We start from the raw sequence: 13,825 nt of genomic DNA on the forward strand, positions 1-13,825 counted from the left end.
AAATGGATTTCTTTACAGAATGCAATAAATGTGGAAAATGTAAACAACTTTGTCCAAGTTATCAGATTTTTCTTAATGAATCATTTTCTCCAAGAGGAAGAATAATGCTCATTAAAACTCTTGAAAAAGAAAAGGAAATTATATCTGGAGAACCTTTAAAACAAAGGATTTTTAGTTGCCTTCTCTGCGGAACATGCGAAAGCTTATGCCCTCTGGATGTAAATGTAAGCACTCTTATATATAAAACAAGAGCGAAAATGAAGAAAAACCTATCACTGTATTTATTCAAATATTTTTCATTTTATCCAGGAGTATTCTTTTCAATCTTACAGAATCTCAGTCGTTCAAAGCTTTTTTTAAATTATGAAAAATTTTCATTTTTAAATAAATTTTCAACTTTAAATATTAAACCAAAACAGACTGGAGGTTTACAGGTTTATAGCAAATTAAAACCCATAGGAAGAATAGCAATTTTCTCCGGGTGTTCAACAAACTATTTGTTGCCATCAATAACTAATTCTTTAATTTATATTCTAAATTGGTTAAACTACGAAGTTATTGTTCCAAAACAGCACTGTTGCGGAGCTCCTCTTCTTTCAGCAGGATTTAAAAAAGAAACAGCAAAGCTCGCCCAAAAAAACATTGAAATCTATAAATCCTTCAATATTGATGGAGTAATCGCTCCATGTCCTACCTGCTCTCATTTTATTGAAGATGTTTACAAGGAAATTATAGGAGAAGGAATTCCTCTTTTAAAACTTTCAGATTTATTTGATAAATCACAAAGAAACTTGAATGAGTTTATTAAAAATTCTCTTGAACATAAAATATTTTTTCATGTTTCATGCCACTCATCTAACTATACTAAAGATGCAGATAAAATAATGGAATTATTACAGAAGTTTGGCATCTCGGATATTCAGAAAAAAACTGGATGTTGCGGATTTGGAGGACTTTTTTCTTTTTTATTTGAAAAACAATCTATGGATATTCTACAAAAAAAAGTTTTAGAATATGAAAAAGCGGACATGATAGTTAGTTCCTGTCCAAATTGCATAATTCAGTTTAAAATTGCAATGAGAGATAAAAAAATACTCCATTATACTGAAGTAATCCATAAAATTTTATTGGAAGGAGAAAAAAATGGAAGAAAATTCTTCAAATTTTGAAATAGTTTTACCTGATGGAACAGTTTATAAACCAAATAAAACAGAAACAAAAGATACTCATACCATTCAGGGTTATACACCTGATGGAAAACCTAAAAAAATGAAATTTTCAACAAAAACAGCATGCGAACGATGTGGAGAATGTTGCAGAAGAGACACCCCAGTAATTCTTAAAGATGATATTGGACTTCTTACAAAAGGAATTATTTCTGAAAAGGAGATCTACACAATAAGAGAAGGAGAAAAAATGCGTTCTTCTATAGACGGAGATACTTATTACTCTTCTATGGAACTAATTAAGATAAGACCAATTTTTGGAAGCTTTACATGCCTTTTTTATGACCCACAAGAAGGATGCACAATCTATGAGCATAGACCTACTGTATGTAGACAATATGAATGCTGGTCTCAGAATATTACGATTACTGGACTTGAAAAAAGAAGACTTACAAGGACTGATTTGTTTGACGGGATTGAGCTTATAAAGGAAGCAATAAAAAAACATAAAGAAAACTGCTCCCTCATCAAATTTAATGATCTTGTAGATGAATTAAAAAAAGGGAAAGAAGAAAACGTTGATAAAATTGCAGAAATGATTTTATATGATTCATCTTTAAGAGATTGGATGAAAGAAAAATTATCCCTGTCAGAGGAAGTTTTACCCTTGCTTTTTGGAAGGACACTATTTGAGATAACTCCATTTTATGGATTAATAATTGAAAAAGAAGGCGAAAATTTTATAATCAAAGTGATGCAGGAGGAAGAGGAATGAAATTTTTCATTGACACAGCCAATGTTGATGAGATTAAGAAAGCATGGGAAGTAGGAGTAATTGATGGCGTAACAACTAATCCTTCTTTGCTTGCAAAAGAAGGTAAAGAGCCAGTGAGCTTGCTTAAAGAAATCTGCCAGATAGTTGATGGTCCTGTAAGTGCTGAAGCAGTATCTCTCAAATATGAAGATATGTTAAAAGAGTCTATTGAGTTAAGCAAAATTCATTCAAACATTGTAATTAAAATTCCAATGACTGAAGATGGACTCAAAACAGTTAGAAAACTTTCTCAGGAAGGAATAAAAACAAATGTAACCCTTGTATTTTCACCAACTCAGGCATTGCTTGCAGCAAAAGCAGGTGCAACCTATGTAAGTCCCTTTGTTGGTAGACTTGATGACATAAGCCACTTTGGAATGGAACTCGTAAGGGATATTCAAATAATTTTTGAAAACTATGGATTTGATACAGAGGTGATTGTTGCAAGTATCCGCAATCCTTTGCATGTTCTTGAAGCAGCAAGAATCGGTGCAGACATTGCAACCATTCCTTATTCTGTAATAAAACAGCTTATTAAACATCCATTGACAGACATAGGCATTGAAAGATTTCTTAAAGACTGGGAAAAATTGAGAAAATAATATATTCAAACAAACAGGAGGGAGAAGCAAATGAAAAAGAATAAAAAAGTTTTTTTATCAGCTATTCTCTTTCTCCTTATAGGTATTACTATTGGACTGGTGATTGCCTCAAAGTTTGATATTCAGAACAAAGGATTTTCAGAGGATTATCAAATTTCTAAAGACTCCCAGGAAATTTTATCAAGAATCGGTAATGCTATGGCAGAAGTTATTCAGGCTGTGAGACCATCTGTAGTGAATATTTACACTACAAAAAAAATTAAAAGACCCGGAATTCCTTTTCCTTTCAATGACCCTTTTTTCAGAAGATTTTTTGATGATGAATTCGGCGAACTATTTGACAGACAAAGAGAGTATACTCAAACATCACTTGGCTCAGGAGTAATTGTTGATTCTTCAGGTTATATTCTCACAAACTATCATGTGATAAAAGGTGCCGATGAAATCAAAGTAAAACTTTATGACAAAAAAGTTTTTGATGGAACAGTAATTGGTTATGATGCTAAAACTGATATAGCAGTAATAAAAATAAAAGCAAATGGATTACGTCCCATTAAATGGGGAGACTCTGATAAGCTAAAAGTTGGTGAAACAGTAATAGCAATTGGAAATCCCTATGGACTTAGTCTTACAGTAACAAGCGGAATTGTAAGTGCTACAGGCAGAGCAAATGTAGGAATATCCGACTATGAAGACTTTATTCAAACAGATGCAGCAATTAATCCTGGAAACTCTGGTGGACCCTTAGTTAATGTTAGGGGCGAGCTTGTTGGTATAAATACTGCAATATTCAGCACCACTGGAGGATATCAAGGAATTGGATTTGCCATACCAAGTAACATGGCAAAAGTGGTCATGGATAGCCTGATAAAAAACAAGAAAGTAATTCGCGGATGGCTTGGAGTAACAGTTCAGGACCTGGATACTGAAATGGCAAAAGCATTAAAACTTAAAGAAATAAAGGGTGCGGTTGTAACTGATGTTCAGGAAGGTAGCCCCGCAGAAAAAGCGAAAATTATGATGAAGGATATTATCATAAACTTTGATGGAAAAGAAGTTGAGGACGCTGCTCATCTTAGAAATCTTGTGGTAAGCACTCCTCCAGGAAAAACAGTAAATATTGAGATAATAAGAGCAGGCAAATATTATACAATACCTGTTACTATCGGTGAACTTCCAGCAGAACAAAAGGTTTCTGCGTCAGAATCAGTTCTGTCAGGTATTTATGTTGAGAATTTAACAAATAATCTAAGAAGTCAGTTAAAGATTCCTAAAAAAATTAATGGAGTTGTTATAACATCCATTGACCCAGGTTCACCTGTTGAGGGACTATTAACAAGAGGCGATGTAATTATAGAAATCAACAATGAAAAAATTAATAATACTAAAGATTTTGCAAGAGTAGCCAAAAAAGCTAAAACAGAGGCTATTGTCTGGTTTTATAGACAGGGAAGAGTATCATATATTACGATTAATATCGGACAATAATTGAATATGTAAAGATTTATGGAGGAAAAGACGTTCGGCTACTCTTTTCCTCCATAAAAAGTTACAGAGACTCCTTTGAGGTTATCTGCACCACCTCTTTAATATGTTTATCTATGATTTCTGGCAAGAAAGGTATGTCAAGGTTTAAAAATCCACTTGTAATAAGGCTTGTTGCCTCATCCTTTGTCATGCCCCTTGACATAAGATACTCAACCTGTTCTTCTGATATTGGTCCAATAGAGGCTTCATGAGAAAGGTCTGCTCTATCAGCTCCGTGAGAAATAAGTTGAGGAATTGCATAAATTGAAGCATCATTAGAAAATATAATTCCTCTACAGTCAAGTCTTCCCATACAGTAATTCTGTGTTTTTGCTATTAAGTCACCCCTTGAATAAATTACACTTTTATGGTCTGCTATGGTTCTTGCTAAGGATTCACCTTTTGTGTCCTTTCCCTCAAAAATTATTTTTGAACCAAGGTCTATGTATGAATCTTTGAGTCCATAAATAACAGTATTAAATCTTGCAGAGGCTCTATCACCTTTAAGGTAAACAGTGGGGAAAGATTGAATAGATTTAACAGGTTTAAGAAGTGCATAGTTATTTACATATACACCATCTTCTTCAACCATAACTGAGGTTCTTGGACGGACATAAAAGTTTTCTGCCCAGTTGTGAATCATAGTAAAGAAAAGCTTTCCACCTTTTTTAACATAAAACTCTGATATGCCCAGATGTATTCCTACTGCATCTGCCTTTGAAAGCGTACACCCTGTGATTATGTGTAACTCTGCTCCTTCTTCAACTATTACAATATTATGAACATTCTGACTTATATATCCTTCAGCAATCATTAAACAAGTCTGAAGAGGATAATCAAGCTTCTGCCCTGGTAGTATTCTTATAAAATAACCATGTGTAGGATTTAGAGCTACCTGAGCAGTGTATTTGTCAGTGTCAGGCTGAACAATCCTCCAGAAGTAATCCTCAAGCCAATCATAGACCTCTACCGCTTCATTGGTGCTCATAAGTTCCACTTTCCCTTCATAAAGCTTACTTAATCTCTTATAAACCACTGAGTGATCCATCTGCACGTAACTTCCAGAGCGTTCCTTTTCCTCTACATCAACTCCAGCCATTAAAGCTGCTTCTTTGGCAAGTTCTGGTAAAAGTTCAAGGCTTTCAATTTTACCTCTTTCAATATGTTTTTGAAACTGATTTAAATCAATATCTTCACCATATAGAGCTGTTTTATTTAATGCTTTTTTTGCTCTATCCTGAATTTGTTTTATATATTTTTTGCTTACTGGCATGTGAAACACCTCCTGTAACCATTTTTCTTTATCTCTGAGAGAATATCTCTTGGATTACCTCTACACTGAAGTTTACCATTTAAGAGTATATAGCCTTTGTCTGCATTTATATAATCAAGTATATAGCCTGTATGAGTGATTATAATAGCACTTTTCTTTGGGTCCTTTATTCTCTGACCTCTGCCAAGAAGTTGATTTGTTATCTCTCCGATTAATACTATATTTTCAAGGTCAACGCCTGATTCAGGTTCATCAATAAAAACCAGTTCAGGCTTTTGCATAAGAAGTTGAAGCAACTCTGCTCTTTTTACCTCACCACCTGAAAAACCGTCATTTACATCTCTGTCTAAGTGACTGATAAGGTTAAGTTTTTCTGCATACTGAAGAATTTCTTCTTCTTTTATACCATTACCAACTATATTAAGAAGTTTCTTCAGACTCACTCCTCTTACCACAGGTGGTCTTTGAAAGGATATGCCCATTCCGAGTTTTGCTCTTTCAGATACATCCATATGTGTTACATCAACACCTTTAAAGATTATCTTACCCTTTTCTATTTTATATTTTGGGAAACCCATCAAAGTCATTATAAAAGTTGTTTTTCCAGCTCCATTTGGTCCAAAAAGCACAGCTATCTCTCCATAATCCATAGAGAAATTAATATCCTCAAGAACCTTTCTTCCTTCTACAGATACATGGAGGTTTTTAACTTTTAACATCTCTCCCATTTTTACTCCTCCATCGGTTTTTAAGGTTTGTATCATCTTTTTTCCTCCTTTTTTTAATTACACCTTGGGTCAGGTTTTCTATGCGTGCCATAGTGAATAATGCTATGGGCAATGCATCCACCCCTGCATTCTTCATAATAATTACATATTTTATTATGGCATATATTACCATCGTAAGTTTTGAAAATTTCAAGTTTGGGTGATGACAAAATCTCTGAAAGAGAATCTTTGAAGATGTTTCCAATTTTATATTCTTCAAATCTTGCAAGAAGATAACAGGGATAAACAGAACCATCAGACATTATGGTAATTTTCTCTGTGCCTGCAGGACATCGGTAATTTGAGTTGCCTACAATGAAAGCTTTACAAAATACAGGTTTAATTTGAGGAAATAAATTCTCATATTCCTTTATCTTATTCATGAATTCATAGAATGGCATGGAATTCTTTAAGTCCCTTTCTTTCAGAGCATCCATGTAGATAAAATAATATTTAATTCCAGATGTTTTTGCAAATTCTAAAAGGTTCACATCAGGCAAGCTTTCTTTGCTTATTACGCTCTTTATCCAAAGTTTACAATCTTTTATGATTTGCAGTAAATCCTCCGCTGGTGATTCATTGATTGATACACCTACTTTGACACTTCCTTTGTCAAAAGTTTTGAGAAAATTTTTTAGCTCATTTATAAATGTTCCGTTTGTGCTTATTGTAACCTCTATATCTTTTTCTATAGCCTTTTTTACTAACTTATTCAGAGATTTATATAGAAAGGGTTCACCACCTAAAATATCAAGGCTATTTATTTTATTTTCCCTTAAAATAGCTATAAATCTTCCAATTCTTTCTTCAGGAAAATCATGATAGAAAAGTCCCTGGCTAAAACAGAATGCACAACTTTTATTACATCTCAATGTCGGGAAAAATTGGACATATTCAATCATTTTTTAAAAGTTCTTTTGTAGCATATTTAACTTTTTCTAAAGCTACTAAATCCTTTAATATTGCTCCAGGTTCATCATAACCCAAATATGACAGAGTCTTATGCTCTCTAACATCTATTGTCCGTAAAAAAGCCTTTAAAGTTGCCTCAGCACAGGTTATACCAATTTCTCCTTTTTTCATGCCTCCCACAAGCATTAAAAGTGCCTTTTTTTTAATAGGCTGCGGAAAGATTTTTTTTAAAATATATTTTTCATACCAAAGGCTCTGACACCTATCAATAAGGAGTTTAAGCTGGGCAGGGACTCCAAAAAAAAATATGGGAGAGGCAATAATAATTCTTTGAGCTTCTCTCAAAAGAGGATAAACTTTATCCATATCATCACGGAGTATACATTGTCCAGTGTCCCTGCATCCATCACAGGCAGTGCATCCAGAGATGTTTAATTCGCAAGGTTTTATAATGGTCAGTTCATGTTTTTTTCCATTACAGAGTTTTATTGCTTCGTCAAGCAAAATTTCCGAATTTCCCTTTCTTGGTGAGCCGAGTATGGCAAGAATTTTCATTTTTTAGGAAAAGCTCCCTCCAAATAGGAGGGAGTAAAGGTTTTTATTCAATTTTTTTATACATTTTCTTTGGAGAACCGCAAACAGGACACTTATCTGGAGGTTCTCCTTCAACTGTATGCCCACATACCTGACAGACATAGTAGTCAGTATCCAGTTTTTTATCAATGTTTTCAAGAGCTTTTTTAAAAAGTTCGGCGTGTATCTTTTCCACTTCATTGGCATAGTAAAAGCTTCTTTTTGCCTGTGTCTGACCTTCTGCTTCAGCTTCTTTAAGCATTGGTGGATACATGCTTTCAAATTCATATGTCTCACCTTTTATAGCTTCTTGAAGATTTTCCTTCGTGCTCTTTATCCCACCAGCTGCTTTAAAGTGATTCATTGCGTGAACTGTTTCTGCATCAGCAGCTGCTTTGAATAATTTTGCTATTCCTATATAACCTTCTTCCTCAGCTTTCTTTGCAAAGGCAAGATATTTTCTGTTTGCCTGAGACTCTCCTGCAAAAGCTTCCATTAAATTTTTAAGTGTTTTTTCCATTATTGCGCCTCCTTTTAAAATTTTGCATGATACTCCTTTAAAGCCTTGCCAAAGGCTATGCCAAATTCATAGCATTTATTTAGCTCCTCCTCTGAAGGTTTGTATAAAACCCTTATGCCTGGTTCAAACAACTCAAGTTTCATTGCCTTTGCATATTCAAATATATCTTTTACTGCCTCACCTGACCATCCATAGCTTCCAAAAGCAGAAAAGAGTCTGTTTTTTGGTCTAAGCCCCTTAAGATAGGTAAGAAAATCAGCTACTGATGGGAAAATATTATTATTCAAAGTAGGTGAACCTACAATCACTCCTCTGTATTTCCAGATTTCTTTTATAGCTACGCTTTTTGGAGTACTACGAAGTTTAATAATTTTAACAGGGATACCTTCAGCCTCAAGTCCCTTTGCAATAGGGAAAACCATCTGTTCAGTACTGTGCCACATGGTGTCATAGACAATTACTGCGCCAAGTTTTGCTTTTGCTTCCACCATATCGGAATATAAACTTATAACTTTATCTATATGGGAGCGCCAAATAACTCCATGGTCAGGAGCAATCATTTCAATTTCAACTCCGGACTTTTTAATCTCTTCAATCTTTGCTTTAATAACATTTCCATAGAGCATTAAGATATTGGCATAGTAGTCAATAACCGAATCCTCAAGCTCATCCATTGAGCGATTATTTATAAATTCATCATCAAATCTCTCAACAGAGGCAATGTGCTGTCCAAAAGCATCCTGACTGATGAGAATTTTTTCTTCTTTGATATAGGTAAACATTGAATCTGGCCAGTGCATCATCGGAGTTTCAATAAAATGAAGGGTTCTTTTACCGATTTTTATATGGTCTCCTGTTTTGACTGTATTGACTTTATATTTAGAAAGATCAATAAACTTGCTCAGTCCTTTTTTGCCTTTCTCTGTTATATAAATATTGGCTTGTGGAGTATATTCAAGAATTTTTTCAAGTCCTGTGGCATGGTCATTTTCAATGTGGTTTATGATAATATTTTTTATTTTTTGAGGCTCAAGTATTCTTGTAATGTTTTCTATGGATATATGAACAAAGTCAAGATGGACCGCATCAAGCAGAGTTGGCTCTTCATCAACTATAAGATAGTTGTTATAGCTTGTACCACGAGGAGTTTCATAACCATGAAAATCCCTTATTGCCCAGTCAACAGCACCTACCCAGTAAATTCCATTCTTTAACTCTACAGGCTTCATTGTTACTCCTCAAGAAGGGAACTAAATTTATCAAGATGGAGTTCCTCTTCTTCAAGAATCTGCTCAAAAAGCTTTCTTGTTACATAGTCTTCCTCTTTCTCAGCAAGCTTTATAATTTCTTTATAAAGAGCAACAGCTTCTTCCTCAGCTTTTTTATCAAGATTAAGCATTTCTGTTAGATTTTTTCCAATAGTGATTGGATCTGGCTGTGTAGTGGGAATTCCTCCATAAAAGGATATTCTTTCAGCAATTTTTTCAGCATGTAACATCTCATTGATTGCAAACTGTTTCAATAAAGCACCAACTGGCTCTGCTTTAATTCCTTTTGCTAAAACGTGCTGCCACATATACTGAATGCTTACCTGAAGTTCTCTTGCTACAGCTTTCTGTAGTTTACTCATAAGCTCATTGCTTATCATGAGGCACCTCCTGCTTTAGTTTATTTAAACGTTTACTATTTTTTAATGTTTAAATTCTTCTAAGGAGCCTCTGCTTCCACAGGAAGGACATTTTTGGGGTTTATGTTTAGCTGTTCTTATTGCGCCACAATTTGTGCATTTGTATTCTTTAAAACCAAGCCTTAAATCTTCCTTATTTTTGCACTGAGGGCATAAAACATAAATTTTTAAACGAGCATCAAGAATTTGAAAATCTGGTATATAGGTGCTTAATTCTGGAAGTTTAATATCAGAAAAAATATCAAAAACTTTCTTACACTTTACACATATAGCATGATGATGGGTAGTAATGTCTGGATCAAATCTTCTTTTTTCAGGATCAATATGTATTTCTTTAATTTTTCCTGTTTTCTTAAGAAATTCAAGAACATTATAAACTGTTGCAACAGACATAGTAGGAAAGTCTTTAGAAAGAGCAGCATAAATATCTTCTGCTGATGGATGTTCTTTATTTCCATCAAGATATTTCAAAATTGCAAGTCTTTGAGGTGTCCATTTAATTTTCATTAGAATAATTTTAAACAAAAAATTATTTATTTGTCAAATCAAACTCTTTTTCAGGAATGACAATTTTTACCTTTGTTCCCTTCTCAACTTCACTCTCAATTTGAAGTTGCCAGCCATGAGCTAAAACAAGGTGTTTAACTATAGCCAATCCAAGCCCTGTTCCACCAAGCTGTCTTGAACGAGCTTTATCAACTCTGTAAAATCTTTCTCCTATTCTATGAATATGCTCTTTTGGAATACCAATTCCTGTATCCTCAACTGAAATAACTTCTTTTGAGTTTTCCTTGAAAAATCTGACTTTTACAAAACCTTTCTCAGTAAACTTTATTGCGTTATCTACAAGATTTATCATTATCTGCGACATTCTGTATTGATCTGCATAGATAGCTGTTTCTGGAGGAATCTCTTTTTGAAGTAAAACTCCTTTTTTTTGAGCTTTATCTTTTAGTATTTGAAATACAGAGCTTATAAGCTCATCCAGAACAATATTTTCTTTTTCAATTTTTATATCGCCAAACTCTATCCGAGAAAGAGTTAAAAGGTCTTCTACAAGCGCATTTAGCCTGTCTGCTTGATTCTTAATAATTTCTATAAATTTTTTAGAATTTTCTTTGTCATTAATAGCTCCATCAAGAAGAGTTTCTGCATAACCTTTTATAGCAGTAACAGGAGTTTTAAGTTCGTGCGAAACATTCGCAACAAAATCTCTTCTTACATTTTCAAGTTGTTTAAGACGGGTTATATCATGAAGAAGAATTATCAAAAAAGAAATTGTTCCTTCTGAGTCAACTACAGGCATTGCTTTAGCAAGAAGATAAATATCCTTTCCTGCTTTCTTGAGTGTAATCTCCTCTGCTAAATCCTCTTTTTTACTTATAGATGAACTTATAAGATTGATTAAATCTATGTTCCTTATAACCTCAATTACCAGTCTTCCTTCGGGAGGTTCATCTATTTTTAAAATATCTTTAAAGCTTTGATTGGCAAGCATTATATATCCTTTGGGATCAATAATAAGAAGTCCCTCTGTTATTGATTTTAGAATTGTTTCAAAACTTTGAGGAGACTTTACTATTGAAAAATCATAAGAATGCTTCTGGGCTTTTAAATCCTGTATTTTTAAGGAAAGAGTTTTTATCTTGCCTATAAGTATGAAAATTACAAGAATTAAAACAAGAATTATAAATATAGATATTTCCATTGAGATTAACCCTCTATGTAATATCCAATTCCGCGAAGTGTTTTTATATACTCTGGATTATCTGGATAATCTTCAATTTTTAAACGAAGTCTTCTTATATGAACATCCACGGTTCTTGGATCTACATAAATATCCTGCCCCCAAACAGCATCAAGAAGATGGTCTCTGCTAAAAATTTTGTTAGGTCGTTCTGCAAGATACAAAAGAAGCTTAAACTCAGTTGCTGAAAGTCTCTTGGGTTGTCCTTTTACTGTTACTAAATATTTTTCCTTATCTATAATTAAATCTTTTATTTTGATAATCTGGTTATTAGAAACAGCTGACAATGTTCTTCTCATAACAGCTTTAACTCTTGCTATTAACTCTCTTGGGCTGAAAGGCTTGGTAATATAATCATCAGCTCCTGTCTCAAGACCTGTGATTTTGTCAAATTCTTCACTCTTTGCAGTCACGATTATTATTCCTGTCTTCTGCATATTTGAATTGTTCCGTATGATTTTACATATCTCAAGCCCTTGAATTCCTGGTAACATCAGGTCAAGAATAACAAGGTCATAAACAGTTTCTCTCAATTTTTTTAATGCTGTTTCTCCGTCTAATGCTATTGAGATATCATATTTTTCTTTTTTCAGGCTATAAGCTATTAACTCTGCAATTTCCTTTTCATCTTCTACAATTAGAATTTTCTTACTCATTAAGAACCTTTTTTAAATCTTCTCCTGAAATTTCAAAGTTTATTTTCATTTTTCCAATACTGTCTGGGATAACCATTCTGATTTTTCCTTCAATGTTCTTTTTGTCAAGCAAAATAGTTTTCAACATCGCTGATGAATCCATATTAATGGGTAAATTTACAGGAAGTCCAAACTCTTTCAAAATATTTCTAATTTTTTCAAAATCTTCCTTATCAAGAAAACCAAGCATACTGGATAACTTCGCCTCATAAACCATTCCAATTGATATTGCTTCTCCATGAAGATATGAACTGTAACCTGTCAAAGTTTCAATTGCATGACCAATTGTATGTCCATAATTCAGAATAGCTCTTAATGCGCTTTCCCTTTCATCTTTTGAGACCACCTCTGCCTTTATTTCACAAGCTCTTTTAATTATTGAAATAAGTATGTCTTTATCTTTCTTTAAAATTTTTGTCCTGTTTATTTCAAGAAATTCAAAAAATTCTTTATCCCATATAACTCCGTATTTTATAACTTCTGCGAGTCCTGAAATAAACTCTCTCTCAGGAAGACTCTCCAACGTATCAACATCAATCCATACTAAGGATGGCTGCCAAAATGTTCCAATCATGTTTTTACCGAGAGGATGATTAACAGCTGTTTTACCGCCTACAGAGCTGTCAACCTGAGCAAGTAGTGTTGTTGGAATCTGAATATATGAAATACCGCGCATATAAATTGATGCAACAAAGCCTGTAATGTCTCCAATTACGCCTCCGCCAAGAGCAATAAGAAAAGAACCCCTGTCAAATCCAAATTCAAGAAGTTGCGTAAGAATATGATACGCCCAGAAATAGTCTTTGTAATGCTCTCCATCAGGGATTAAAATTACAAAAGGTTCAAATCCTTCTTTTTGTAAAGAAGAAATAACTTTTTGCCCATAAAGCTCTGAAACCTTAGGATTGCTTATGATACCGATTTTCTTGCTTATTGAAAATCTGAGCAATCTTTCCCCAATAAGAGAGAGATTTCCTCTGTCAATGAGAATTTCATAACTACGCTCCCCAAGTTCAACTCTAAGTTTTTCCATTACTTAACCTCTCATATTCTTTAATTATTTTCTCAGCCACTTCCTCAGGAGTTAGTCCTTCAGTATCAATACAAAAGTCAGCTTTTTCATAAAGAGGCATTCTCTTCTGAAGAAGTTCTTTTATTCTTTCTTCTGGATTTTCAACCTGAAGAAGGGGTCTATTTGTTGTCTGTTTCAATCTTTCAAAAATAACATTTTCCGAAGCTCTAAGGCAAAAAATTACTCCATCTTTTTTAAGCCTCTTCATATTTTCATCTCTTAAAACAACACCTCCTCCTGTAGCAATAACTTGCCTTTTTTTTGGGGTTATCAGTTTTATCATTTCTTCTTCTATGTCTCTGAAACGGGACTCTCCAAATTTTGAAAAAATTTCAGAGATTTCCATTCCTGTAGCTTTTTCAATAACTTCATCAACATCAACAAAGTCAAAGCCGAGCTTTTTTGCTACGAGTTTACCAACAGAGGTTTTCCCTGTACCCATAAATCCTATAAGAACTATGTTTTTCATG

16 protein-coding genes are annotated in these 13,825 nt (G+C 33.7%); 4 read left to right on the forward strand and 12 right to left on the reverse strand.

The window, feature by feature from the left end:
• The first annotated feature begins 2 nt into the window (after positions 1-2).
• The 4 genes from FLY87_RS03435 to FLY87_RS03450 are packed head-to-tail and all read left to right on the forward strand — an operon-like array spanning position 3 to position 4,070.
• On the forward strand, positions 3-1,169 hold the full coding sequence (locus FLY87_RS03435) for a (Fe-S)-binding protein (protein ID WP_141266305.1): 1,167 nt from the start codon (positions 3-5) through the stop codon (positions 1,167-1,169).
• On the forward strand, positions 1,144-1,941 hold the full coding sequence (locus FLY87_RS03440; protein WP_141266306.1) for a YkgJ family cysteine cluster protein: 798 nt from the start codon (positions 1,144-1,146) through the stop codon (positions 1,939-1,941). Before FLY87_RS03435 ends, FLY87_RS03440 begins: the two co-directional genes overlap by 26 nt.
• A complete protein-coding gene (fsa, locus tag FLY87_RS03445; RefSeq protein WP_141266307.1) occupies positions 1,938-2,582 on the forward strand; it encodes a fructose-6-phosphate aldolase in 645 nt (214 codons plus the stop codon). The genes FLY87_RS03440 and fsa overlap by 4 nt, the downstream gene beginning before the upstream one ends.
• Before the next feature lie 30 nt (positions 2,583-2,612).
• Positions 2,613-4,070, forward strand: coding sequence for a DegQ family serine endoprotease (locus tag FLY87_RS03450; protein WP_141266308.1), 1,458 nt, complete (start codon positions 2,613-2,615; stop codon positions 4,068-4,070).
• Positions 4,071-4,131: 61 nt separating this feature from the next.
• On the opposite strand, the gene FLY87_RS03455 is transcribed toward FLY87_RS03450, so the two are convergent.
• From FLY87_RS03455 to FLY87_RS03510, 12 genes are all read right to left on the reverse strand, one after another.
• Positions 4,132-5,382, reverse strand: a complete 1,251-nt coding sequence (locus FLY87_RS03455) for a SufD family Fe-S cluster assembly protein (RefSeq protein ID WP_012545826.1) — start codon at positions 5,380-5,382, stop codon at positions 4,132-4,134.
• Positions 5,373-6,101 carry an ABC transporter ATP-binding protein gene (locus FLY87_RS03460; protein WP_164924879.1) on the reverse strand — a complete coding sequence of 243 codons (729 nt, stop codon included), beginning with the start codon at positions 6,099-6,101 and terminating at the stop codon, positions 5,373-5,375. The genes FLY87_RS03455 and FLY87_RS03460 overlap by 10 nt, the downstream gene beginning before the upstream one ends.
• Positions 6,102-6,163: 62 nt before the next feature.
• Positions 6,164-7,051 carry a radical SAM/SPASM domain-containing protein gene (locus FLY87_RS03465; protein ID WP_141266309.1) on the reverse strand — a complete coding sequence of 296 codons (888 nt, stop codon included), beginning with the start codon at positions 7,049-7,051 and terminating at the stop codon, positions 6,164-6,166.
• A complete protein-coding gene (locus tag FLY87_RS03470) occupies positions 7,044-7,616 on the reverse strand; it encodes a flavodoxin family protein (protein WP_028842186.1) in 573 nt (190 codons plus the stop codon). Before FLY87_RS03470 ends, FLY87_RS03465 begins: the two co-directional genes overlap by 8 nt.
• Positions 7,617-7,659: 43 nt before the next feature.
• On the reverse strand, positions 7,660-8,154 hold the full coding sequence (locus FLY87_RS03475) for a rubrerythrin family protein (protein ID WP_012545398.1): 495 nt from the start codon (positions 8,152-8,154) through the stop codon (positions 7,660-7,662).
• Between the two features lie 14 nt (positions 8,155-8,168).
• Positions 8,169-9,383: an FprA family A-type flavoprotein gene (locus tag FLY87_RS03480; protein WP_012546277.1), complete on the reverse strand. Its 1,215-nt coding sequence runs from the start codon at positions 9,381-9,383 to the stop codon at positions 8,169-8,171.
• A gap of 2 nt (positions 9,384-9,385) precedes the next feature.
• A complete protein-coding gene (locus FLY87_RS03485; protein ID WP_012545069.1) occupies positions 9,386-9,802 on the reverse strand; it encodes a bacterioferritin in 417 nt (138 codons plus the stop codon).
• A gap of 42 nt (positions 9,803-9,844) precedes the next feature.
• Positions 9,845-10,348, reverse strand: coding sequence for a Fur family transcriptional regulator (locus FLY87_RS03490; protein ID WP_012546031.1), 504 nt, complete (start codon positions 10,346-10,348; stop codon positions 9,845-9,847).
• Positions 10,349-10,370: 22 nt separating this feature from the next.
• Positions 10,371-11,549 (reverse strand): cell wall metabolism sensor histidine kinase WalK, encoded by a 1,179-nt coding sequence (locus FLY87_RS03495; protein WP_141266310.1) that lies wholly within the window; start codon positions 11,547-11,549, stop codon positions 10,371-10,373.
• A 5-nt stretch (positions 11,550-11,554) separates the two neighbouring features.
• Positions 11,555-12,244 (reverse strand): response regulator, encoded by a 690-nt coding sequence (locus tag FLY87_RS03500; protein WP_141266311.1) that lies wholly within the window; start codon positions 12,242-12,244, stop codon positions 11,555-11,557.
• The gene (aroB, locus tag FLY87_RS03505) at positions 12,237-13,316 is read right to left on the reverse strand and encodes a 3-dehydroquinate synthase (RefSeq protein ID WP_141266312.1); all 1,080 of its coding nucleotides are present in this window, start codon (positions 13,314-13,316) and stop codon (positions 12,237-12,239) included. The genes FLY87_RS03500 and aroB overlap by 8 nt, the downstream gene beginning before the upstream one ends.
• A complete protein-coding gene (locus tag FLY87_RS03510; protein WP_012546210.1) occupies positions 13,303-13,824 on the reverse strand; it encodes a shikimate kinase in 522 nt (173 codons plus the stop codon). Before FLY87_RS03510 ends, aroB begins: the two co-directional genes overlap by 14 nt.
• Between the last annotated feature and the right edge of the window lies 1 nt (position 13,825).

It is taken from the genome of Thermodesulfovibrio sp. Kuro-1 (genome assembly GCF_006538445.1).
GTDB lineage: Bacteria > Nitrospirota > Thermodesulfovibrionia > Thermodesulfovibrionales > Thermodesulfovibrionaceae > Thermodesulfovibrio > Thermodesulfovibrio yellowstonii.

What these genes read in the sequence shown, in the direction of transcription:
- FLY87_RS03435 (WP_141266305.1), top strand. Translation starts at nt 3, where the DNA reads ATGGATTTCTTTACAGAATGCAATAAATGTGGAAAATGTAAACAACTT.
- FLY87_RS03440 (WP_141266306.1), top strand. Translation starts at nt 1,144, where the DNA reads ATGGAAGAAAATTCTTCAAATTTTGAAATAGTTTTACCTGATGGAACA.
- fsa (WP_141266307.1), top strand. Translation starts at nt 1,938, where the DNA reads ATGAAATTTTTCATTGACACAGCCAATGTTGATGAGATTAAGAAAGCA.
- FLY87_RS03450 (WP_141266308.1), top strand. Translation starts at nt 2,613, where the DNA reads ATGAAAAAGAATAAAAAAGTTTTTTTATCAGCTATTCTCTTTCTCCTT.
- FLY87_RS03455 (WP_012545826.1), bottom strand. Translation starts at nt 5,382, where the DNA reads ATGCCAGTAAGCAAAAAATATATAAAACAAATTCAGGATAGAGCAAAA.
- FLY87_RS03460 (WP_164924879.1), bottom strand. Translation starts at nt 6,101, where the DNA reads ATGTTAAAAGTTAAAAACCTCCATGTATCTGTAGAAGGAAGAAAGGTT.
- FLY87_RS03465 (WP_141266309.1), bottom strand. Translation starts at nt 7,051, where the DNA reads ATGATTGAATATGTCCAATTTTTCCCGACATTGAGATGTAATAAAAGT.
- FLY87_RS03470 (WP_028842186.1), bottom strand. Translation starts at nt 7,616, where the DNA reads ATGAAAATTCTTGCCATACTCGGCTCACCAAGAAAGGGAAATTCGGAA.
- FLY87_RS03475 (WP_012545398.1), bottom strand. Translation starts at nt 8,154, where the DNA reads ATGGAAAAAACACTTAAAAATTTAATGGAAGCTTTTGCAGGAGAGTCT.
- FLY87_RS03480 (WP_012546277.1), bottom strand. Translation starts at nt 9,383, where the DNA reads ATGAAGCCTGTAGAGTTAAAGAATGGAATTTACTGGGTAGGTGCTGTT.
- FLY87_RS03485 (WP_012545069.1), bottom strand. Translation starts at nt 9,802, where the DNA reads ATGATAAGCAATGAGCTTATGAGTAAACTACAGAAAGCTGTAGCAAGA.
- FLY87_RS03490 (WP_012546031.1), bottom strand. Translation starts at nt 10,348, where the DNA reads ATGAAAATTAAATGGACACCTCAAAGACTTGCAATTTTGAAATATCTT.
- FLY87_RS03495 (WP_141266310.1), bottom strand. Translation starts at nt 11,549, where the DNA reads ATGGAAATATCTATATTTATAATTCTTGTTTTAATTCTTGTAATTTTC.
- FLY87_RS03500 (WP_141266311.1), bottom strand. Translation starts at nt 12,244, where the DNA reads ATGAGTAAGAAAATTCTAATTGTAGAAGATGAAAAGGAAATTGCAGAG.
- aroB (WP_141266312.1), bottom strand. Translation starts at nt 13,316, where the DNA reads ATGGAAAAACTTAGAGTTGAACTTGGGGAGCGTAGTTATGAAATTCTC.
- FLY87_RS03510 (WP_012546210.1), bottom strand. Translation starts at nt 13,824, where the DNA reads ATGAAAAACATAGTTCTTATAGGATTTATGGGTACAGGGAAAACCTCT.